23 protein-coding genes and 1 riboswitch are annotated in these 18,929 nt (G+C 73.9%); of the genes, 12 read left to right on the top strand and 11 right to left on the bottom strand.

Translation table 11 applies throughout. From position 1 onward, the window contains the following. Positions 1–108: 108 nt before the first annotated feature. The 3 genes from ACNJ93_RS08660 to ACNJ93_RS08670 are packed head-to-tail and all read left to right on the top strand — an operon-like array spanning position 109 to position 1,386. Positions 109–543, top strand: a complete 435-nt coding sequence (locus tag ACNJ93_RS08660; protein ID WP_418956774.1) for a DUF4259 domain-containing protein — start codon at positions 109–111, stop codon at positions 541–543. Between the two features lie 41 nt (positions 544–584). After that, positions 585–959, top strand: coding sequence for a helix-turn-helix transcriptional regulator (locus tag ACNJ93_RS08665; protein ID WP_418961348.1), 375 nt, complete (start codon positions 585–587; stop codon positions 957–959). Between the two features lie 10 nt (positions 960–969). Then, complete coding sequence (locus tag ACNJ93_RS08670) at positions 970–1,386, top strand: VOC family protein (RefSeq protein ID WP_418956775.1); 417 nt, start codon at positions 970–972, stop codon at positions 1,384–1,386. Between the two features lie 6 nt (positions 1,387–1,392). Here ACNJ93_RS08670 and ACNJ93_RS08675 read toward each other — a convergent pair whose 3' ends face one another. Genes ACNJ93_RS08675 through ACNJ93_RS08690 form a run of 4 tightly spaced genes read right to left on the bottom strand, consistent with a single transcriptional unit; the run spans position 1,393 to position 3,173 of the window. Beyond that, positions 1,393–1,770, bottom strand: coding sequence for a hypothetical protein (locus tag ACNJ93_RS08675; protein ID WP_418956776.1), 378 nt, complete (start codon positions 1,768–1,770; stop codon positions 1,393–1,395). Beyond that, positions 1,767–2,147, bottom strand: a complete 381-nt coding sequence (locus tag ACNJ93_RS08680) for a VOC family protein (RefSeq protein ID WP_418956777.1) — start codon at positions 2,145–2,147, stop codon at positions 1,767–1,769. The genes ACNJ93_RS08675 and ACNJ93_RS08680 overlap by 4 nt, the downstream gene beginning before the upstream one ends. Before the next feature lie 17 nt (positions 2,148–2,164). Next, positions 2,165–2,365, bottom strand: a complete 201-nt coding sequence (locus ACNJ93_RS08685; RefSeq protein WP_418956778.1) for a DUF397 domain-containing protein — start codon at positions 2,363–2,365, stop codon at positions 2,165–2,167. Next, the gene (locus ACNJ93_RS08690) at positions 2,328–3,173 is read right to left on the bottom strand and encodes a helix-turn-helix domain-containing protein (protein ID WP_418956779.1); all 846 of its coding nucleotides are present in this window, start codon (positions 3,171–3,173) and stop codon (positions 2,328–2,330) included. The genes ACNJ93_RS08685 and ACNJ93_RS08690 overlap by 38 nt, the downstream gene beginning before the upstream one ends. 85 nt (positions 3,174–3,258) lie before the next feature. On the opposite strand from ACNJ93_RS08690, the gene ACNJ93_RS08695 reads away from it, so the two are divergent. The 5 genes from ACNJ93_RS08695 to ACNJ93_RS08715 all read left to right on the top strand — a co-directional run bounded on the left by ACNJ93_RS08695 (position 3,259) and on the right by ACNJ93_RS08715 (position 7,350). Beyond that, positions 3,259–3,666: an ATP-binding protein gene (locus ACNJ93_RS08695; RefSeq protein WP_418956780.1), complete on the top strand. Its 408-nt coding sequence runs from the start codon at positions 3,259–3,261 to the stop codon at positions 3,664–3,666. Positions 3,667–3,712: 46 nt separating this feature from the next. Next, complete coding sequence (locus ACNJ93_RS08700; protein WP_418956781.1) at positions 3,713–4,354, top strand: class I SAM-dependent methyltransferase; 642 nt, start codon at positions 3,713–3,715, stop codon at positions 4,352–4,354. Between the two features lie 35 nt (positions 4,355–4,389). After that, entirely contained in the window at positions 4,390–5,253 is an 864-nt protein-coding gene (locus ACNJ93_RS08705) for an N-acetylmuramoyl-L-alanine amidase (protein WP_418956782.1), read from the top strand. 98 nt (positions 5,254–5,351) lie between these two features. Further along, a complete protein-coding gene (locus ACNJ93_RS08710) occupies positions 5,352–6,227 on the top strand; it encodes a hypothetical protein (RefSeq protein WP_418956783.1) in 876 nt (291 codons plus the stop codon). A 109-nt stretch (positions 6,228–6,336) separates the two neighbouring features. Next, positions 6,337–7,350, top strand: a complete 1,014-nt coding sequence (locus ACNJ93_RS08715; RefSeq protein ID WP_418956784.1) for an LLM class F420-dependent oxidoreductase — start codon at positions 6,337–6,339, stop codon at positions 7,348–7,350. On the opposite strand, the gene ACNJ93_RS08720 is transcribed toward ACNJ93_RS08715, so the two are convergent. The 4 genes from ACNJ93_RS08720 to ACNJ93_RS08735 form a co-directional block, all read right to left on the bottom strand. After that, complete coding sequence (locus ACNJ93_RS08720) at positions 7,292–8,323, bottom strand: GHMP kinase (RefSeq protein ID WP_418961349.1); 1,032 nt, start codon at positions 8,321–8,323, stop codon at positions 7,292–7,294. The two genes, ACNJ93_RS08715 and ACNJ93_RS08720, sit on opposite strands and share 59 nt — an antisense overlap. 310 nt (positions 8,324–8,633) lie before the next feature. Continuing rightward, entirely contained in the window at positions 8,634–9,728 is a 1,095-nt protein-coding gene (locus ACNJ93_RS08725) for a prenyltransferase (RefSeq protein ID WP_418956785.1), read from the bottom strand. Continuing rightward, positions 9,725–10,456: a class I SAM-dependent methyltransferase gene (locus ACNJ93_RS08730; RefSeq protein WP_418956786.1), complete on the bottom strand. Its 732-nt coding sequence runs from the start codon at positions 10,454–10,456 to the stop codon at positions 9,725–9,727. Before ACNJ93_RS08730 ends, ACNJ93_RS08725 begins: the two co-directional genes overlap by 4 nt. Positions 10,457–10,541: 85 nt before the next feature. Then, entirely contained in the window at positions 10,542–11,873 is a 1,332-nt protein-coding gene (locus ACNJ93_RS08735; protein ID WP_418956787.1) for a glycosyltransferase family 4 protein, read from the bottom strand. A gap of 206 nt (positions 11,874–12,079) precedes the next feature. Between ACNJ93_RS08735 and ACNJ93_RS08740 the strand changes: the two genes are divergently transcribed. Then, on the top strand, positions 12,080–12,700 hold the full coding sequence (locus ACNJ93_RS08740; RefSeq protein ID WP_418956788.1) for a TetR family transcriptional regulator: 621 nt from the start codon (positions 12,080–12,082) through the stop codon (positions 12,698–12,700). A gap of 57 nt (positions 12,701–12,757) precedes the next feature. On the opposite strand, the gene ACNJ93_RS08745 is transcribed toward ACNJ93_RS08740, so the two are convergent. From ACNJ93_RS08745 to ACNJ93_RS08755, 3 genes are all read right to left on the bottom strand, one after another. Next, positions 12,758–12,997 carry a ferredoxin gene (locus ACNJ93_RS08745; RefSeq protein WP_418956789.1) on the bottom strand — a complete coding sequence of 80 codons (240 nt, stop codon included), beginning with the start codon at positions 12,995–12,997 and terminating at the stop codon, positions 12,758–12,760. Then, complete coding sequence (locus tag ACNJ93_RS08750) at positions 12,997–14,478, bottom strand: aldehyde dehydrogenase (protein WP_418956790.1); 1,482 nt, start codon at positions 14,476–14,478, stop codon at positions 12,997–12,999. Before ACNJ93_RS08750 ends, ACNJ93_RS08745 begins: the two co-directional genes overlap by 1 nt. 119 nt (positions 14,479–14,597) lie before the next feature. Next, a complete protein-coding gene (locus ACNJ93_RS08755; protein WP_418956791.1) occupies positions 14,598–15,512 on the bottom strand; it encodes an aminoglycoside phosphotransferase family protein in 915 nt (304 codons plus the stop codon). A gap of 148 nt (positions 15,513–15,660) precedes the next feature. Here ACNJ93_RS08755 and ACNJ93_RS08760 point away from each other — a divergent pair, with 148 nt between their 5' ends. The 3 genes from ACNJ93_RS08760 to ACNJ93_RS08770 all read left to right on the top strand — a co-directional run bounded on the left by ACNJ93_RS08760 (position 15,661) and on the right by ACNJ93_RS08770 (position 18,920). Then, complete coding sequence (locus ACNJ93_RS08760) at positions 15,661–16,710, top strand: MBL fold metallo-hydrolase (RefSeq protein ID WP_418956792.1); 1,050 nt, start codon at positions 15,661–15,663, stop codon at positions 16,708–16,710. A 72-nt stretch (positions 16,711–16,782) separates the two neighbouring features. Next, positions 16,783–16,882, top strand: a riboswitch (cobalamin riboswitch). A 104-nt stretch (positions 16,883–16,986) separates the two neighbouring features. Continuing rightward, complete coding sequence (locus ACNJ93_RS08765; RefSeq protein WP_418961350.1) at positions 16,987–18,246, top strand: hypothetical protein; 1,260 nt, start codon at positions 16,987–16,989, stop codon at positions 18,244–18,246. Continuing rightward, positions 18,243–18,920, top strand: a complete 678-nt coding sequence (locus ACNJ93_RS08770; RefSeq protein WP_418956793.1) for an SCO2322 family protein — start codon at positions 18,243–18,245, stop codon at positions 18,918–18,920. The genes ACNJ93_RS08765 and ACNJ93_RS08770 overlap by 4 nt, the downstream gene beginning before the upstream one ends. The last annotated feature ends 9 nt before the right edge of the window (positions 18,921–18,929 follow it).

Raw genomic sequence — 18,929 nt, forward strand, 5'->3', positions numbered from 1 at the left:
AGAACACGTTCCATTCTGACGGAAGGTCAGATACGCGCTCGGATCGGCGTTGTCAGTGGCGCCTGCCACCCTGGGGGGACCTGAACGGATCACGCACGGGAGCGCGTCATGGGCACGTGGGACACCGGACACTTCGACAACGACACGGCGGCGGACTTCTCCGGCGACGTCGACGAACTGCCGCCCGGCGAACGCCCCGGGCTGATCCGCGAGCAGTTCCTTGCGGTGCTGGACGAGGGCGAGGAGTACCTCGACTCGGACCTCGCCGTCACGGCGGTCGCCGCGGCGGCCCTCGTCGCCGCGCAGTGCCCCGGCGGCGACCCGGTCGCCACGCCCTACGGCCCCGACGAGCCGCTGCCCACGCTCCCCCTGGACCTGAGGCCCCTCGCGATAAGGGCTCTGGACCGGATCCTCGGTCCTGACTCGGAGCTGGCGGAGCTGTGGGAGGAGTCGGAGGACGCCGGCCCCTGGCGCGAGGGCGTACGGCGCCTGCGGGAAATCCTCGCGGCGGCGGACCAGGGGTGTGCGATCGTGGAACGGTGAACATCGACGACCTCCGCCGTCTGCGCAAGGCCCGTGACCAGATGGACCGCGAGTACGCCTCGCCGCTCGACGTCACGGCCCTCGCCCGTACGGCGCTGATGTCGCCCGGCCACTTCTCCCGCAGCTTCCGCGCGGCCTACGGCGAGACCCCGTACAGCTACCTCATGACCCGCCGCATCGAGCGCGCCAAGGCGCTCCTGCGCCGCGGCGACCTCTCCGTGACCGAGGTCTGCTTCGAGGTCGGCTGTACGTCCCTGGGCTCGTTCAGCTCCCGCTTCACCGAACTGGTCGGAGAGTCCCCCAGCGCCTACCGCGCCCGCAACCACGACGACGGCGCGGCGGTCCCGGCCTGCGTCGCGAAGGTGTACACCCGACCGGTCAGGAACGGAGAAGCGAAGTCCGCGCCGCGCTCCTAGCGTGGAGCGCATGGACATCAACCTCTCCACCTGCTTCATCACCGTCGACGACCACGACCGCGCGCTGCCGTTCTACCGCGACGTCCTGGGCCTGGAGGTCCGCAACGACGTCGGCTTCGAGGGCATGCGCTGGGTCACCGTCGGCTCCCCCGACCAGCCCGACATCGACATCGTCCTGGAGACGCCCGTCGCCGACCCGGGCGCGTCCCCCGCCGACCGCGACGCCGTCACCGCGCTCATGGCCAAGGGCCTGCTCCGCGGCGTGATCTTCCGGACCGACGACGTCGACGCCACGTTCGAGCGCATCCGCGCGGCGGGCGGCGACGTCCTCCAGGAACCCACGGACCAGCCCTACGGCGTGCGCGACTGCGCCTTCCGCGACCCGGCCGGCAACATGATCCGCTTCTCCCAGCCGCGCGAGCGCTGACGCGACCTATCCCCGCCCGAAGGCGCGGCGCAGCCGGCCGCGCGGCGGCGCGGCGGGCACGACCTCCTCGGCGTGCTCCAGCGGGGCCACCGACACCTTGAGGCACTTCGAGCTGGTGTACGCCTCACGCTTCTCGTCGTGCCAGTGCGAGTACAGCACTTCCACGAGCCAGCTCGTCTCGGAGGTGCGGAACACCCGACGCCCCACGGAAGGAATCGTGTCCGCCGGCCATTCCTCGCCGCCCGGGCGGACGGCCCTCGTCAGTTCGACGGCCCGGGCGATCGCCCGTTCCCGGTCGCCCTCCACGTGGACCGCCCGCAGGAGCTCCCAGGCATCGCTGTACTTCATGCCCTCGACCAGGACGTACCAGTCCCCGCCGCTCACCACGTCACCACGCGCTCGGCCTCGCTGCGCAGCACACAGAACTCGTTGCCCTCGGGGTCCGCGAGCACGGCCCACCCCGCGCCGTCGGGCTCCCGGCGGTCGGCGACCATCGTCGCGCCGAGCCCGAGCAGCCGCGTGACCTCCTCCTCGCGGGACGTCAGCGGCCGTACGCACAGATGGACCCGGTTCTTGACGGTCTTCGGCTCCGGCACCCGGTTGAAGTACAGCACCGGTCCGTCCGGCAGCCGCAGTTCGGTCTCCGGGTCACCGGGCCGGTCCTCCGGATTCGCCGGACACCGGAACACCTCGGCCCAGAACCGGGCCAGCGCGTAGGCGTCGGCACAGTCGATCGCCACGTTCTGCAGTACGGAGACCATCCGCCGCGCCTCTCTTCTCAGTCGCCGATGCGCCCGCGCGCCGCCGCCTCCACGAACGCCGCGAACGCGGCGGGCGCGAGGGTGAGCACGGGGCCGTCCGGATTCTTGGAGTCCCGCACGGCGACGTGGGGGGCAAGGTCGGCGACCTCGACGCAGTCGCCCTCGGCACTGTGCGACGACTTACGCCAAGGCGCGCCCTGGTACAGGTCGATCCCCATAGCATTCCTCCATTGCGCGGCCGATCAGTGCGACCGATTCCTCCACGGAGAGGGCTGCGGCCTGCAAGTGATCGTAACGGAGCGAACCTTCCCTGATGGCGGCCGGATTGGCGGTCATGTGACCCTGGACGAAGTCCTCCGTGTAGACGATGTCCGGGTCGTCGTCGAAGCGCAGAAGGTTGAACGAACCCGGTAGGCCGGTGTGCGCACCGGCCGTGAACGGCAGGATCTGGATCTTGATCCACGGCCGCTCCTGCATGCGCAACAGGTGCGCGAGTTGGGCGCGCATGACCTCCGCCCCGCCGATCTGCTGACGGAGCACTGCCTCGCCCATCACTACCCAGACCAACGGCGGCGCAGTGCGTTCCAGCACCCGTTGGTGATCCATCCGCGCGGCGACCGAGGCATCGACGTCACCGTCGGCCATCACTCCCAGGACGGCGCGGGCGTATGCGGGAATCTGCAGCAGGCCGTAGACCAACTGAGCCTGGTAGGTGGAGATGTACGCCGCCTTCGCTTCCATCTCCGCGTACGGCTGGAACCAGCTCGGCAGCTGGCTCCTCAGCACCAGCCCCACCAGCCGGCTGAACGACCCGCCCGTCATGAGCGCCGCGTCGACGCGTTCCGAGAACTCCCGGGTCGGGACCTTCTTCGCCGTCTCGATCTGGCCGATGAGCGAGCCCGTGCAGAACAGGATCTTGCCCAACTGCGGCTGATTGAGGCCGGCCTCCTCTCTCAGCCGCCTCAGTTCCGAGCCGTAGTAGTCCAGCGGAGACGCGCTGGGATCGAGGTCGCGGATGTTGCTCAAGGCGCGGGTCACCCCCAAACGAACGCCCTCAGGCGTTGGGTCCGGTCCGTAGCCGAGCGTAACCAACCGGCCGCACGCTGGTGTCATGAATGACGTAATCGAGCCCTCACCGGCCGGAATTGACGGGACCTACCGGATGGGTTTCACCGTCGGTGAGCACTCCGCACGGCACATGCGCCGCATCCTGCGCAGCTTCCTCGCCCATTGGCGGCTGCACCACCTCAGCGACGACGCCGAGCTCGCGCTCACCGAGCTCGTCGCGAACGTCGTGCGGCACGTGCCGGACCGGCGGTGCGCGGTGATCGTCCTGCGCGAGCCGTACGGGCTCCGGGTCGAGGTCGCGGACGGGCTCCCCGGCAGCGTCGCGGCGAAGGGCGGGGACCCGCTGGACGAGGGCGGGCGCGGGCTGCTGCTGGTGGAGGGCCTGACGGACCGGTGGGGGGTCACGGAGAGCGCCGCCGGGAAGACGGTGTGGTTCGAGTGCGACGCGTAGGGCACGATGGCTGCTCCGTACGCCGTACCGACCAGTAGGAGCCCGCATGTCCGCCCCCGAGCCCGAGATCCTGTCCGCCTTCGAGTCGGCGAAGGGCTTCATGCCCGTGAAGGAGGGCCTGGCGCTGTACGAGGCGGCGGCCGAGGCCGCGGGGCTCGGTCTGCCGCTGCTGGAGGTCGGGACGTACTGCGGACGCTCGACGATCCTGCTGGCCGACGTGGCGCGGCGGGCGGGGGTCGCGGCGGTGACGGTCGACCACCACCGGGGCAGCGAGGAGCAGCAGCCGGGGTGGGAGTACCACGACCCGACGGTGGTGGACGCGGAGGTCGGGCTGATGGACACGCTGCCGACGTTCCGCCGGACGCTGCGGAAGGCGGGTCTGGAGGAGCACGTGATCGCCGTGGTCGGCCGTTCGCCGCAGGTGGCGAAGGTGTGGGGCGGCGAGCTGGGCTTCGTGTTCATCGACGGCGGGCACACGGACGAGCACGCGACGAACGACTACGAGGGCTGGGCGCCGAAGGTCGCGCGGGGCGGGCTGCTGGTGATCCACGACGTGTTCCCGAACCCGGAGGACGGTGGCCAGGCCCCGTACCGGATCTACTGCCGGGCCGTCGGGTCCGGGGCCTTCGAGGAGGTCTCGGTGACGGACTCCCTCCGCGTGCTGCGGCGCGTCGGCGAGGGGATCTGACCCGGCGCGGTCGCCGGGCGCAATAGAGTCGCGGGGTGCCCCACCACATCCGCAAGCCCCTGGTTCTCACGGCCTCCGCCGCCGCCTGCGCCCTTCTGGCCGGCTGCGGCGCGGGGGCCGCGCCCGACGCGAAGCCCGCGGCGAGCCCGCCCGGGAAGGCCGGGGAGTCCCCCGCGCACGCGTCGGCGTCGCCCGGCGCGTCCCCGGCCGTGCGGCCGGTTCCGGCCTCGCTCGCCGGCCGCACGATCGTGATCGACCCGGGGCACAATCCGGGCAACTTCCGTCACACCTCGCAGATCAACGAGAAGGTGGACATCGGGACGAATCGCAAGGAGTGCGACACCACGGGAACCGCGACGGCCGACGGTTACACGGAGGCCGCATTCACCCTGGATGTTTCACACCGTCTGCGCGATCTTCTCAAGGCGCGGGGCGCGACCGTCGTGCTGACCCACGACGCCGACCGGCCCTACGGCCCCTGCATCGACGAGCGGGCCCGCATCGGCAACCGCGCGAAGGCGGACGCCGTGGTCTCCGTGCACGCGGACGGTTCGGCGGCCGGACACCGCGGTTTCCATGTGATCCTGCCCGCACCCGTGCGGTCCGGGGCGGCGGACACGGGGCCGATCGTGGCCCCGTCGCGTACGCTCGGCGAGCGCATCGCGACGCACTTCGCGCGCGCCACCGGAACCTCGCCCGCCAATTACATCGGTTCGGGAACCGGGTTGGACGTCCGCGACGATCTCGGCGGGCTCAACCTCTCGACCGTCCCGAAGGTCTTCCTCGAATGCGGCAACATGCGTGACCCGAAGGACGCCGCGTTGCTCGCGAATGCGGCATGGCGCCAGAAAGCGGCGCGCGGAATCGCGGAAGGCATCGGGACCTACCTGAAGGGGTAGCCCCCACGGACGATAGATTTCGTCCGGACGACGAACGGTGCCGCCCCCGTGCCTTGCGCGCCATCCCGACGAGACGACCCGACGAAGGACTTTTCAACGTGAATATCCGCTCGCTCACCCGAGGCGACGGCGTGGTGATCGGAGCAGCGGTGTTGCTGTTCATCGCCTCGTTCCTGGACATCAGCGGCTGCGACGGCGCCTTCTGCGACAAGGTGCCCTCGACGTTCTCCTGGGAGCTCTCGCAGCTCGGCTGGGGCGCCTTCCTGCTCGGCCTCGCCGGCGCGGCCCTCGTGGTCCTGTCGCACGGGCTCCCGCAGCTGCAGGGCCGCAAGGTCGCGGGCCTGGACCTCGGTCAGCTGGGCGTCGCGTTCGCGATCGCCTCGGCCTGGTCGCTGCTCATGTGGGTCTTCGAGGCGCCGAACGCGGGCCCGGGTCTGATCCTCGGCGTGATCGCCGCCCTGGCGCTGGCCGGGGCCTCCGTCGCCGGTCCGCTGGTGCCCGCGCTGAAGGCCCCGCTCGTGAGCGCGCCGAAGCCGCCGGCCCCGCAGCCGTACGGGATGCAGCCGGGCCAGCCCGGTCAGCCCCACCAGGCCGTGCCCGGCGGCTACGGCTACCCCGGCGCGCAACAGCACCAGCCGTACGGCGACCCGCACGCGCAGCACCCCCAGCAGGGCCAGCCGTTCGGCGGCCCGCACCAGGACCACTCGCACGGCGGCCAGCCCCAGCCGGTGCACCAGGACCACTCGCAGGGCGGCCAACCGCAGCCGCCGGCCGGCGACTTCGCGCCGTTCTGGTTCGCGGTCCCGGCGGCCCGTCCGCTGTACGCGGAGGACGGTTCGCAGGCGCCGATCGCGGAGCTGGCCCCCGGCACGTGGTACCTCGCGGTGGACCAGCGCGGCGACGCGCTGGTGGCGCAGACCCAGGACGGGCGCCGCGGCGTCCTGCAGGACACCACGGGCATCCAGCGCGGCTGAGGCAGCCCGCGCCGCTCTCGTTGCCGACGGCCCCTCGCCCTTCCGGGCGGGGGGCCGTCGGCGTACAGTCCCGCCCAGAACTGACGGAGCGTCAGGAAGGCTGCGCGCCATGCGACTCGGACTCGCCCTCGGCTACTGGGGACGCGGCCCCTCCCCCGCCCACCTCGAACTCGCCCGCGAGGCGGAGCGGCTGGGCTACGACTCGGTGTGGACCGCCGAGGCGTGGGGCTCGGACGCCTTCACCGCGCTCACCTGGATCGCCGCGCACACCTCCCGGATCCGGCTGGGCACCGCGGTCGCGCAGATGGCCGCCCGGACGCCCACGGCCACCGCGATGCACGCGCTCACGCTGGACCACCTCTCCGGCGGGCGGCTGCTGCTGGGGCTCGGCCTGTCCGGTCCGCAGGTGGTGGAGGGCTGGTACGGCCGGCCCTTCCCGCGCTCCCCGCTGACCGCGACGCGCGAGTACGTGGACGTGATCCGGCAGGTGCTGCGCCGCGAGGGGCCGGTCACGCTGGACGGGCGCTTCCACTCCCACCCGTACGCCGGCCCGGACGGCACCGGCCTCGGCAAGCCGCTCAAGCCGATCACCCACCCGCTCCGGGCCGGCCTGCCGGTCCTGCTGGGCGCGGAGGGGCCGAAGAACGTCGCCCAGACGCTGAAGATCGCCGACGGCTGGCTCCCGCTGTACTGGTCGCCCGAGCGGTACGCCGAGGTGTACGGCGTCGACGTCTTCCCCGAGGGCTTCCTCGTCGCGCCCATGGTCAGGGCGCAGGTCTGCGACGACGTCGCCGAGGGGCTGCTGCCGGTGAAGGCGATGCTCGGCTTCTACATCGGCGGCATGGGCCACGCGGCCCGGAACTTCCACGCCGACCTGATGGGGCGCATGGGGTACGAGGCGGAGGCCCGGCGCGTCCAGGAGCTGTTCGCGGCGGGCCGCCGCGAGGAGGCCGTCCTGGCGGTGCCGGACGCCTTCGCCGACGAGATCGCCCTCGTCGGCCCGCGCGGGCGCATCGCCGAGCGCCTCGCGGCCTGGCGGTCCGGGCCGGTGACCGACCTGCTGGTCACGGCCCCCGACGTGGCGACCTTGCGGGTGCTGGCGGAGCTGAACGAGCCGGGCTGAGGCCGTCGCGCCGGTCCGGGGGCCGGGGGTGGGCGCCCTCCGTGGTCGTGAAGGTCCGGGTGACGGGGATGCCGTGGGCGTCCAGGGCGCGTACGCAGTCCCGCACGCGGGCGCGCAGCCCCGGCGCGGCCGGGTCGAGGAGCACGCCCGCGACCGCGCCGCTGTGCGCGATCTGCACGCCCACCGCGCCGACCCGCCGGGCGACCCGGGTCAGGGCGTCGAACTCGGGGTGGCCCAGCACCTCCTGGCCGCGCCGGGCGCTGGCGGTGGCGACCTCGCCGAGGAGGCGGGCGTCGCCGGTGGCGACGGCCCTGCGCAGGAGCGCGCGCAGTCGCTCCCAGGCGCGCACCTCGGCCGCCGTCGCCTCCTCGGCGGCGCGGGCCGGCAGGGCGAGGGTGTCCACGGGCGCGCCGCCGCCGAGGGCGCAGCCGACGACCGTCAGCGGCGGCAGGGCCGGGCCGAGGACTTCGAGGACGCGGCCCTGCCGCTGGGCGAACAGGACCGGGCGGCCGTCGAGCATCAGCGGGTCGGAGGCGCGCTCCGCGCGGACCGCGAGCCGGGCGACCCGCTCGGGGGCGAGCCGGAGCCCGTAGGAGTCGGCGACGGCGCGGACGGCGGCGATGACGTCGCTGGTGGAGCTGCCCATGCCGAGCCCCACCGGCAGTTCGCCGCTGAGCCGCAACTCGCCGCCGCAGGGCGGCAGTCCGCGCGCGCGAGCGCACTCCGCCACGGCGAGCGCGGCGGCCCGCGCGGCCTTGGTACGGCCGGCGGGCACGACGACGAGCGCCTCCGGCGGGGTCCCGGGGCGGCGCACGTACACGGCCCGGCTGCCGGGCCCGGCCAGCGGCAGCGTGACGAGCCCGGCGACCCGGCGCCCCTCCTCGTCGAGGAACACCCCTTGGAGGAGCTCCCCGTGATGGCCGGGGGCATGGCCGACGCCGATCGCGGCCTCCGGCGGGGCGGCGGGGTTCATCACGGGCGGCTCACCGTCCGATGGCGGTACAGGGACGTCTCCTGGGCGACGGGGAACAGGCACCGGACGTCCCCGGTCGGTCCTCGGGATCGCCGGCGCCTCCACGTGCACGCCGGCCCCTCCACGGGTACGCCTGACGAGCCGACGCGGGCGTCGGCCCGTCCGCGGCGCGCGCCCGCCTGGCTCTGGCCGGGCCGGTCGGTCCGGCAGGCGGTCGGTCCGGCACGTGGTCAGTCCGGCACGTGGTCAGTCCGGCACGTGGTCAGTCCGGCACGTGGTCAGTCCGGCACGTGGTCAGTCCGGCACGTGGTCAGTCCGGCAGGCGGTCCGTCGTGCAGCAGTCCGGCTCCAGGCCGTGGGGCAGGCGCTCTCCGCCGAAGACGGCCACCGTCGCCTCCTCGCCGCCCAGCGCCGCGACGGCGAGCAGCAGGGAGCCGGCGGTCCAGGTGGTGAGCTCCTCCGGCCAGACCGCCCGGCTTCCCTCGAAGACGTACCCCGTCCAGTACATGCCGCCCTTGGCGCGCAGGTGCTGGATCGACTGGAGGATCTCCAGGGCCCGGTCGGACTCGCCCATCGCCCAGAGCGTGAGCGCCAGTTCGCAGGACTCGCCGCCGGTCACCCACGGGTTGGGCAGGACGCAGCGCACGCCGAGGCCCGGGACCACGAAGTCGTCCCACTGCGCGTCGATCCGGGCCTTGGCCTCCGCGCCGGTCACCGCGCCGCCGAGGACCGGGTAGTACCAGTCCATGGAGTAGCGGGACTTGTCGAGGAACCGCTCGGGGTGGCGGCGGATCGCGTGGCCGAGCGCCCCGGCCGCGAGCTCCCAGTCCGGCTGCGGCTCCTCGCGCGCCTCGGCGATGGCCAGGGCGCAGCGCAGCGCCTGGTGGACGGAGGAGCTGCCGGTGAGCAGCGCGTCCGCGACGGGCGTGCCGTCGGCCTCGCGCTTCCAGCCGATCTGCCCGCCGGGCTGCTGCAGCCCGAGGACGAACTCGACGGCCGCGTACACGGTCGGCCACATGCGGTCGAGGAACGCGTCGTCGCCGGTGGCGAGATAGTGGTGCCAGACGCCGACGGCGACGTACGCGACGAAGTTGGACTCGCGGCCCCGGTCGGTCACCCGCTCCGCGTCGCCGTCGTGGTAGGCCGCGTACCAGGAGCCGTCGGTGTTCTGGTGCCGGGCCAGCCACGCGTACGCGCGCGCCGCGGCCTCGTGCTCGCCCGCGGTGTCCAGCGCCATGGCGGCCTCGGTGTGGTCCCACGGGTCCAGGTGGTGGCCGCGGAACCACGGGATCGCGCCGTCCTCGCGCTGGACGGCGAGTATCCCGGCGACGGTCTCGGCGGCCTGCTCGGCGGTCAGGACGCCGGGCAGCACGAGGTGCTCGGCGATCCGCTCGGGAGAGGTCACGCGTCGGCCTTCGGCAGGTGGGGCTTGGTCGCGTAGACGACGAAGCTCTTGCCGACGACCGGGTTGAGCAGCTGCTCGGCGACCCGGGTCAGGGCGGGCTTCTTCATGATGTCCCAGACCAGCAGCTTGTGGTACGCGCGGACCGGCAGGGCCTTGTCGTTGTCCACGCCGAACGCGCACTTCAGCCACCAGTACGGCGAGTGCAGCGCGTGCGCGTGGTGGGTGCCGTACGGGCGCAGGCCCGCCTGGCGGATCTTGCCGAGCAGTTCGTCGGCCTTGTAGATGCGGATGTGGCCGCCCTCGACCTCGTGGTACTCGTCCGAGAGCGCCCAGCAGACCTTCTCCGGGCCGTAGCGCGGAACGGTGACCGCGATCCGGCCGCCGGGCCGGAGGACGCGGACCATCTCGGCGAGCACGCCCTTGTCGTCCGGGATGTGCTCCATGACCTCGGAGATGATCACGACGTCGAAGGACTCGTCCGGGAACGGCAGGTTGAGCGCGTCGCCCTCCATCGCGGTGGCGGTCGCGCCGGCCGGGGCCTCGCCGGCCTCCTTCATGGCCGCGAACCACTTGGCGACCTCGCGGATCTCCTCGCCGTTCTGGTCGAGGGCCACGACCTGGGCGCCGCGCCGGTAGCACTCGAAGGCGTGCCGCCCCGCGCCGCAGCCCAGATCGAGCACACGGTCGCCGGGGGCGAGCGGGAAGCGGGTGAAGTCGACGGTCAGCACGGGGACGTCCTGCTTTCGGGATTGACGGGGGTGGGGGGCGAGGCTTGCGGTCGAAGGCCCCGTGCGGGGCGACGGCGGCCAGGCGTCACCGGCGGACTCCGGCGGCCTGCCGGGCGATCGCCTCGCGGTACAGCTCGGCCGTGCCCTGCGCGGCGCGCGCCCAGGTGAAGCGCTCCAGCACCCGGGCCCGCCCGGCCGCGCCGAGCCGCGCCCGCAGTTCGGCGTCCCCCAGCACCCGCCCGAGGGCCGCCGCCAGCGCGCCCGCGTCCCCCGGCGGCACGGCGAGGCAGGTCTCGCCGTCGGGCCCGGCGACCTCCGGAATCGCGCCGCCCGTGGTGGCGACCAGCGGCGTACCGGTCGCCATCGCCTCCGCGGCCGGCAGGGAGAAGCCCTCGTACAGCGACGGCACGCAGCCGACCTGCGCGGAGCGCACGAGGTCGACGAGCTCCGCGTCGGAGATGCCCTTCACGAACCGGACCGCGTCCTGCAGCCCGTACCGCTCGATGGCCTGGGCCACCGGCCCGTCCTCCGCGCGCTTGCCGACCACGACGAGGTGCGCGTCGGGACGCTCGGTGCGGAGCTTCGCGAGCGCCTCGACGAGGAAGACCAGGCCCTTGAGGGGGACGTCCGCGCTGGACGTGGTGACGATCCGGCCGGGGACCTCGGCGACCGCCGGGTCCGGCGACCACAGGTCGGTGTCCGCGCCGATGTGCACGACGCGGATCCGCTCCGGGCGCACCCCGAGGTGCTCGACGATCTCCTGCTCGGAGGAGCCGGACACGGTCAGCACGGACGGCAGCCGCCGGGCGACCCGCTTCTGCATCCGCGTGAAGGCGTACCAGCGGCGGACGGAGGCGCGCCGCTTCCAGTCGGCGGCGGCGTCGAGTTCGAGCTGCCGGTCGACGGTGATGGGGTGGTGGATCGTGGTGACCAGCGGCGCGCCGATCGCGGCGGGGCCGCCGAGCAGCCCGTAGCCGAGGGTCTGGTTGTCGTGGACGACGTCGAAGGCGCCGCGGCGGGCGGCGAGGTGGCGCCGGGCCCGCAGGGAGAAGGTGAGCGGCTCGGGGAAGCCGCCGGTCCACATGGTCGCGACCTCGAGCGCGTCGACCCAGTCCCGGAACTCCTCGCGCTTCGGCGTGCGGAACGGGTCCGGCTGGCGGTACAGGTCGAGGCTGGGCAGCTCGGTCAGGCGGAGGCCGGCGAGGTCCTCGCCCTCGTCGAGCACGGGGTACGGCTGGGAGCCGATGACCTCGACGCTGTGGCCGAGCCGGGCGAGCTCGCGGGAGAGGTGCCGGACGTACACGCCCTGGCCGCCGCAGAACGGATTGCCCTTGTACGTGAGGAGAGCGATCCGCAACGGACCGTCACCGTCCACGGCCCCGGCGAGGGGGCCTGCCTCTACGGCCTCAGCGGTCACTCGCGGCCCCCTGTCTCACTGCGTTTCGCGGGAGCGTAACCGCTCGCGCTAATCTAGAACAAGTTACAGACTTGATCGTTCTTGATCGTTCAAGGAGCATCGAATCTACCGGCAGGTAGCGCCCCTGTGAGAGCCGGAGCAGGTGATTCGCGCCACGGCGCGAGCGCCGCCATACTGGCGCGAACCCACGCCACGGAACGGGACCCATGACCGCGGAAGACAGACCTGCGTCGCCTCCCCTGACGGAACGCCAGGAGGCCCGCCGCCGCCGCATCCTCCACGCGAGCGCCCAGCTGGCGAGCCGGGGCGGATTCGACGCCGTACAGATGCGCGAGGTCGCGGAGGCGGCCGGGGTCGCGCTCGGGACGCTGTACCGCTACTTCCCCTCCAAGATCCATCTGCTGGTGGCGACCATGCAGGACCAGCTGGAGGGGCTGCACACCACCCTGCGCAAGCGGCCCCCGGCCGGCGAGGACGCGGCCCAGCGGGTGGCCGAGACGCTGATGCGGGCCTTCCGCGCGCTGCAGCGCGAACCGCACCTGGCGGACGCGATGGTCAGGGCGCTGACCTTCGCCGACCGCAGCGTGAGCCCCGAGGTGGACACGGTCTCGCGGCAGACGACCGCGATCATCCTGGACGCGATGGGCCTGGAGCACCCGACGCCGGAGCAGCTGTCGGCGGTCCGGGTGATCGAGCACACCTGGCACTCGGCCCTGATCACCTGGCTCTCGGGCCGGGCGTCCATCGCCCAGGTGAAGATCGACATCGAGACGGTCTGCCGCCTGATCGACCTGACGGCGGCGGCCCGGGAGCGGGACCGGGCCTGAGGCCGCCGGTTCCGGCCTGCGCTTCGCGTGGGGGCGGCCCGGAGGCCGCCCGTGCCGCTACTCCTCCGGCGGGAAGACCGGCACCGGCTCCCCGTCGCCCAGCAGGGTGATGGCGATGGCCTCGACCGGACAGCCCTCCGCCGCCGCGAGCACCCTCTCGTCGGCGTCGGCCTCCGCGGCCCGCGGGTGCGACTGGCGGGCCCCGTCGAGCCGGAAGCCGTCCGGGGCGTGGTTCACGCACATCCCGGAGCCGATGCAGACCCGGCGGTCGACCTCGACGTGCCAGCGGTCCCCCATCACGCGCCGCCTTCCCGGGCCTCCGGGGCCTCGTACCCGGCGGGCAGGTGGATCATCTTGTGCTCCAGGTACTCGCCGAGGCCCTCGGGCCCGAACTCGCGGCCCAGGCCGGAGTCCTTGTAGCCGCCGAAGGGGCCGAGCATGTCGAGGCTGAAGGTGTTCACGTTGAACGTGCCCGTGCGGACCCGGCGTGCGAAGTCGACGCCGTGCTCGACGTCGGCGGTCCAGACGCTGCCGCTGAGCCCGTACGCGGAGTCGTTCGCGATCCGCAGCGCCTCGGCCTCGTCCCGGTAGGGCAGCAGGCAGATCACCGGCCCGAAGATCTCCTCGCGGGCGACCCGCATGGCGTTGTCGACCCCGCCGAGCAGGGTCGGTTCGACGTACCAGCCCCGGTCGAGCCCGGCGGGCCGCCCGCCGCCGGCGAGCACCTTGGCGCCCTCCTCCTGGCCGATGCGGATGTAGTCCAGCGACCGCTGCTGCTGGCGCCGTGCGACCAGCGGCCCGACCTGGGTGGCCGGGTCGAGCGGGTCGCCGACGACGAGGGCGCCGGCCGCCGCCGCGAACGCGTCGGCGAACTCGTCGTACCGGGCCTGCGGCACGAGGATGCGGGTCTGCGCGACGCACGCCTGGCCGTTGTTCATCCAGGCCGCGGGCACGATGCCGGCCACGGCGGCCGCGGCGTCGGCGTCGGGCAGGACCACGGCGGCGGACTTGCCGCCGAGTTCGAGGGTGACCCGGGTGAGGTGCCGCGAGGCGACCTCCATGACGCGCTTGCCGGCGGCGACCGAGCCGGTGAAGGAGACCTTGTCGACGTCCGGGTGCCCGACCAGGTACTCGCTGACCTCGCGGTCCGCGGGCAGGATCGACAGCACGCCCTCGGGCAGCCCGGCCTCGGCCGCGATCTCGCCGAGGATGTACGCGTCGAGGGGCGTCTCCGGCGACGGCTTGAGCACCACCGTGCAGCCGGCCAGCAGCGCGGGCCCGAGCTTGGCCGCGGCGGTGAACTGCGGCACGTTCCACGGCACCACCGCGGCGACCACGCCGACCGGCTCGCGCCGTACGAGGAGCGGCCCGAGCACGCCCGAGCGGCGCGACTCGAACGGGAACTCCCGGGCCACGGCGATCGCCGCGTCCCAGACCATCATCGCCCCGAGGGCCTGGGCGAGGACGCTCCAGGAGTAGGGGGAGCCGTTCTGCGCGGAGATGGACCGCGCCAGCTCCTCGTGCCGCACCGCGACCGCGTCCTTGATCCGGCCGACGACCTCGATGCGCTCCTCCAGCGTCATCCGGGGCCAGGGGCCCTCGTCGAACGCCCGCCGGGCGGCGGCGACCGCCCGGTCCACGTCCGCCTCCGACGCGTGCGGCACCCGCCCGATGACCTCCTCGGTGTGCGGGGAGACCACGTCGATGACGGCGGTGCCGAGGGGGTCGGTCAACTCCCCGCCGATGAACAGCTTTCCGTGCTCCACAAGCTCGGTCATGGCCGATTGCCTCCCGTGAACCGCCCCGGATGCGACGCCGATCTGACGCTTTTTCAGCTACTCCGGAACTGATACCAGTTCTAGTTATGGGGGGCAATGCCCGGACGCGACCCAGCCGCTCACCGCGCCCGCGCGTCGGCGAGGATGTGCCGCAGCCGCGTCCGGCATTCGGCGACGAAGGCCGGGAAGCCGTCCCGGTAGTACGCGACCCCGCTCGCCGCGACCCCGACCGCCCAGGCACGCGCGCGGATCCAGGTCGCCTCGTCGAGGCCGAGGGCGTCCCAGTACGCCTGGCGTGCCTCGGCCGGCAGGTCCCAGACGGCGGCGTGCTCGGCGTCGGGGTGGCCGACCGAGAGACCGCCGAAGTCGATGACCGCGCAGAGGCGGCCGTCCCGCACCAGGAGGTTGGCCGGCCTGAGGTCGCCGTGCAGCCAGCCGTGGGGCCCGGACGGCTCGGGCAGCGCGAGCCCCGCGCGCCACATGCCCACGAGCGCGTCGACGTCGAACTCCTCGCCCAGCAGGGCCCGGCAGTCGTCGAGACTCGGCGCGATCCAGTCGTCGCAGGGCGCGAGCGCGCCGCCGCGGTACCAGTCGAGGCCGCTGTCCGCCGAGCGGCTCGCGCCCATGAGGCCGGCGGCGTGCAGCGCCCGGACGAACTCCGCCAGATCGGCGCCGAAGGCCGCCCAGTCGCGGACGGTGTCCGGACCGGCCTCCGCGCCGTCTATCCAGCGGTAGACCGACCAGGGGGCCGGGTAGTCCTCGGTGGGCGTCCCGGCGTGCACGGGCTCGGGGACGGACACCTTCAGGAAGGGCGCCAGGCGCGGCAGCCACTCCCGCTCCTTGCGCAGCGAGCGGCCGTTGTCGGGGGTGCGGGGCAGCCGGACGAGGAGGTCGTCGCCGAGCCGGTACATGGTGTTGTCGGTGCCCGCCCCGGCGGCGGCCAGCGGCAGCCCGGCCCATTCCGGCCGCTGCCGCTTCAGCAGCGAGCGGACCAGCGTCTCGCCGACGGGGATCTCGTTCTCGTGGAGCGTCATCCGGGGAGTCTCGCGCCGGGGCGGCGGGAGCTGCCACCGGGTTTTCGAACGAGGCGTGACACAGCACACTCTGACGGTATGTCAGATGGCTCGTTATAGTGGCCCGACGACCGGGCGGACCGGTCCGGCGGGAGAGACGAGGGCGCTCATGGCGACGGTCGGGCCGCAGGTGACGAACCACGGGGGCGGGGTCTGGGGCATCCGGGTGCCGATCCCCGACAACCCGCTCGGGCACACGCTCGTGCACGTCCTCGACACCGACCGCGGCCCGGTGCTGATCGACACCGGCTGGGACGACCCCGCGTCCTGGGACGAGCTGAGCGGCGGGCTGGCGGCGCTCGGGACCTCCGTCGCCGACGTCCACGGCGTGGTCGTCACCCACCACCACCCCGACCACCACGGCCTGTCCGAGCGCGTCCGCGAGGAGTCCGGCGCGTGGATCGCCATGCACGCGGCCGACGCCGCCGTCGTGCGGCGCACCCGCTCCGCCGAGCCCGGCGCCTGGATCGACTACCTCGCGCACAAGCTGGCCGCCGTCGGCGCGCCCGACGAGCACACCGCCCCGCTGCGCGCCGCCCGCGCCTCCGGACAGCTGCGGACCCTGCCGGGGCTCCGCTCCGCGCTCCCCGACCGCGAGATCGTCCCCGGTGAACTGCTCGACCTGCCCGGCCGTCGCCTGCGCGGCATCTGGACCCCCGGCCACACGCCCGGCCACGTCTGCCTGCACCTGGAGGAGGAGCACCCGGCCGGGCTCGCCGGGCACGGCCGGCTCTTCTCGGGCGATCACCTGCTGCCGGGCATCACCCCGCACATCGGCCTGTACGAGGACCCCGACGACTCCACAGTCACGGACCCCCTCGGCGACTACCTCGACTCGCTGGAGCGGATCGGCCGGCTCGGCGTCGCCGAGGTGCTGCCCGCCCACCAGCACGCCTTCACCGACGCGGACGGCCGCGTCCGCGCGCTCCTCGACCACCACGAGGAACGCCTCACCGGCCTCCTCGCCCTGCTCGCGGAGCCCCTCACGCCCTGGCAGCTCGCCGAGCGGATGGAGTGGAACCGCCCCTGGGAGCAGATCCCGTACGGCTCGCGGAACATCGCGGTCAGCGAGGCCGAGGCGCACCTGCGGCGCCTGGTGAAGCTGGGCCGCGCCGAGGCCGTGCCGGGCACGGAGCCGGTCGCGTACCGGGCGGTGTGAGGCCGCTCGCATCCCGGCGGCGGGCGGAGTACCTGCCGGTAGAGTGTGCGAGTCGTCCTCATGCCCGAACGGGGGGAAGCCGGTGCAAGTCCGGCACTGACCGCGCAGCCGTGAGCCACGAGGATGCGCGCACCGCCAAGTGCGCCGCACCGGGTGGCGAGTCGGAATGCCCCGTCCGGGACGTGACCGCCGGCACCGTCGAGGAATACGGAGCCGAGCCTGGTGCAAGTAGCGTGCCGGCGCCCGGCCCCCGCAGGGAGAGGCCCCGCCCGCATGATCACCGTCCGCCGCGCCGCCGCGGCGCTCGCCGCCGCCGCCGTGCTCTGCACCGCCGGTGCCGGGCTCGCCGCCCCCGCCGCGACCGCCGCGCCCTCCCCCGCCCCCGCCCCGGTGCTGCCGAAGGGCCTGTACGGCACCGGCGACCCCACGTACGACGGCGTCTGGCGGCAGTCGCTGGCCTTCATCGCCCAGCACTCGGTGGGCATCGAGCCGGCCCCCTCGGCCGTCGACTGGCTGCTGGCCCAGCAGTGCGACAGCGGCGCCTTCGCCTCGTACCGCCCCGACCCGTCCAAGACCTGCGACCCGAAGACGCTCCTGGACACCAACGCCACCGCCGTCGCCCTCCAGGCCCTGGCCGGCACCGAGCGCGAGCCGACCGTCAAGGGCAAGCCGAGCGACCCGGCGACCGCCGCGTACAAGTCGGCCGCGGCCTGGCTGGAGGGCGTGCAGAACCCCGACGGCGGCTGGGGCTACAACCCCGGCAGCCCGAGCGACGCCAACTCCACCGCGATCGTCATCGGCGCGCTCGCCTCGGTCGGCATCAAGCCCGGCGACATGAAGTCGCAGACGGGCAGGACGCCGTACGACGCGCTGCTCGGCTTCGCGATCCCCTGCGCCGACGCGTCCGGGCCGGGCGCGTTCGCGTACCAGCCGGACAAGACCGGCAAGCTGTACCCGAACGCCGACGCGACCGCCGCCGCCGCGCTGGCCGGCCTCGGCAAGGGCATCCTCGCCGGGAACGTCCAGCCGCAGCAGAACCCGAGCTGCGAGGACAAGACGCCGCAGACCGTCGACCGCGCCGCGCTGAACGGCGCCTCGTACCTGGCCGCCGCGCTCGCCAAGACCGGTCACCTCGACGCCCCGCCGATGCCCGGCGCCACGGACACCGCCCCGAAGCCGGACTTCGGCAACACCGCCGACGCGGTCGTCGCGCTCGGCGCGTCCGGGCACACCGAGCAGGCGACCGGCGCGCTCGCCTGGCTGGAGCAGAACGCCCCGGCCTGGGCCAAGGAGAACGGCCCGGCCGCGTACGCGCAGCTGATCTTCGCGGCGAAGGCGATGGGCGCGGACCCGCACAAGTTCGGCGGCACCGACCTGGTCGAGGCGCTGAACGCGACCGGCCCGGCGCCGCAGGGCCCGGAGACCACCGGCAACCACGCCGAGGACGAGAGCACGTTCGACGTGTGGTGGATCATCGGCATCGGCACGGTCGTCGGCGTCGGGATCGGCTTCCTGCTGAGCGGTCGCAAGAAGTGAGGCGCGCCCGGCACGCGGGCGGCGCGCTCGCCGCACTGCTGCTCCTGTTCTGCGCCGCCGCGCCGGCGCAGGCGGCCGGCTACCGCTACTGGTCGTTCTGGGAGAGCGCCTCCGGCTCGTGGACGTACGCCACGCAGGGCCCGGCGACCGCACGCCCCGCGGACGGCAGCGTCAACGGCTTCCGCTTCGCGGTCAGCGCCGACTCCTCGGACGCGGCGCGGCCGCGCACCGCCCCGGACTTCGCGACGATCTGCGCCGGCACCCCGTCGAAGGCGGGGACGAAGCGCGTCGCCGTGGTCGTCGACTTCGGCACGCCCGAGCACGCCCCGGCGGGCGAGACCCCGCCGGCGCCGCGCACGGCCTGCGCGCGGATCGGCGAGACCGGCACGAGCGCGGAGGCGCTGGCGGCGGTGGCGAAGCCGCTGCGCTACAACAGCGAGGCGCTGCTGTGCGGGATCTCGGGCTACCCGAGGACGGGCTGCGGCGAGCAGGTGACCGTCGGCGGGCCGGGCTCCGGCGACCCGACGGTCGCGACGCGCAAGGCGGCGGTGCCGAAGACCGGCGCCGCGGCCCCCGGCGGCGGCCCCTCGCTGGGGCTCGTCGCGGGCGTGGCGGCGGTGCTGGTGCTGGGCGCGGCCGGCTGGTGGCAGGCGCGCCGGCGCCGGAACCACTGACCCCGTCCC

It is taken from the genome of Streptomyces tritici (assembly GCF_048500665.1).
Lineage (GTDB): Bacteria > Actinomycetota > Actinomycetes > Streptomycetales > Streptomycetaceae > Streptomyces > Streptomyces tritici.

Bases quoted from the DNA above. Each gene is read 5' to 3' on its own strand.
- ACNJ93_RS08660 (WP_418956774.1), top strand. From the start codon at position 109: ATGGGCACGTGGGACACCGGACACTTCGACAACGACACGGCGGCGGAC.
- ACNJ93_RS08665 (WP_418961348.1), top strand. From the start codon at position 585: ATGGACCGCGAGTACGCCTCGCCGCTCGACGTCACGGCCCTCGCCCGT.
- ACNJ93_RS08670 (WP_418956775.1), top strand. From the start codon at position 970: ATGGACATCAACCTCTCCACCTGCTTCATCACCGTCGACGACCACGAC.
- ACNJ93_RS08680 (WP_418956777.1), bottom strand. From the start codon at position 2,147: ATGGTCTCCGTACTGCAGAACGTGGCGATCGACTGTGCCGACGCCTAC.
- ACNJ93_RS08685 (WP_418956778.1), bottom strand. From the start codon at position 2,365: ATGGGGATCGACCTGTACCAGGGCGCGCCTTGGCGTAAGTCGTCGCAC.
- ACNJ93_RS08695 (WP_418956780.1), top strand. From the start codon at position 3,259: ATGAATGACGTAATCGAGCCCTCACCGGCCGGAATTGACGGGACCTAC.
- ACNJ93_RS08700 (WP_418956781.1), top strand. From the start codon at position 3,713: ATGTCCGCCCCCGAGCCCGAGATCCTGTCCGCCTTCGAGTCGGCGAAG.
- ACNJ93_RS08715 (WP_418956784.1), top strand. From the start codon at position 6,337: ATGCGACTCGGACTCGCCCTCGGCTACTGGGGACGCGGCCCCTCCCCC.
- ACNJ93_RS08720 (WP_418961349.1), bottom strand. From the start codon at position 8,323: ATGAACCCCGCCGCCCCGCCGGAGGCCGCGATCGGCGTCGGCCATGCC.
- ACNJ93_RS08740 (WP_418956788.1), top strand. From the start codon at position 12,080: ATGACCGCGGAAGACAGACCTGCGTCGCCTCCCCTGACGGAACGCCAG.
- ACNJ93_RS08745 (WP_418956789.1), bottom strand. From the start codon at position 12,997: ATGGGGGACCGCTGGCACGTCGAGGTCGACCGCCGGGTCTGCATCGGC.
- ACNJ93_RS08750 (WP_418956790.1), bottom strand. From the start codon at position 14,478: ATGACCGAGCTTGTGGAGCACGGAAAGCTGTTCATCGGCGGGGAGTTG.
- ACNJ93_RS08755 (WP_418956791.1), bottom strand. From the start codon at position 15,512: ATGACGCTCCACGAGAACGAGATCCCCGTCGGCGAGACGCTGGTCCGC.
- ACNJ93_RS08760 (WP_418956792.1), top strand. From the start codon at position 15,661: ATGGCGACGGTCGGGCCGCAGGTGACGAACCACGGGGGCGGGGTCTGG.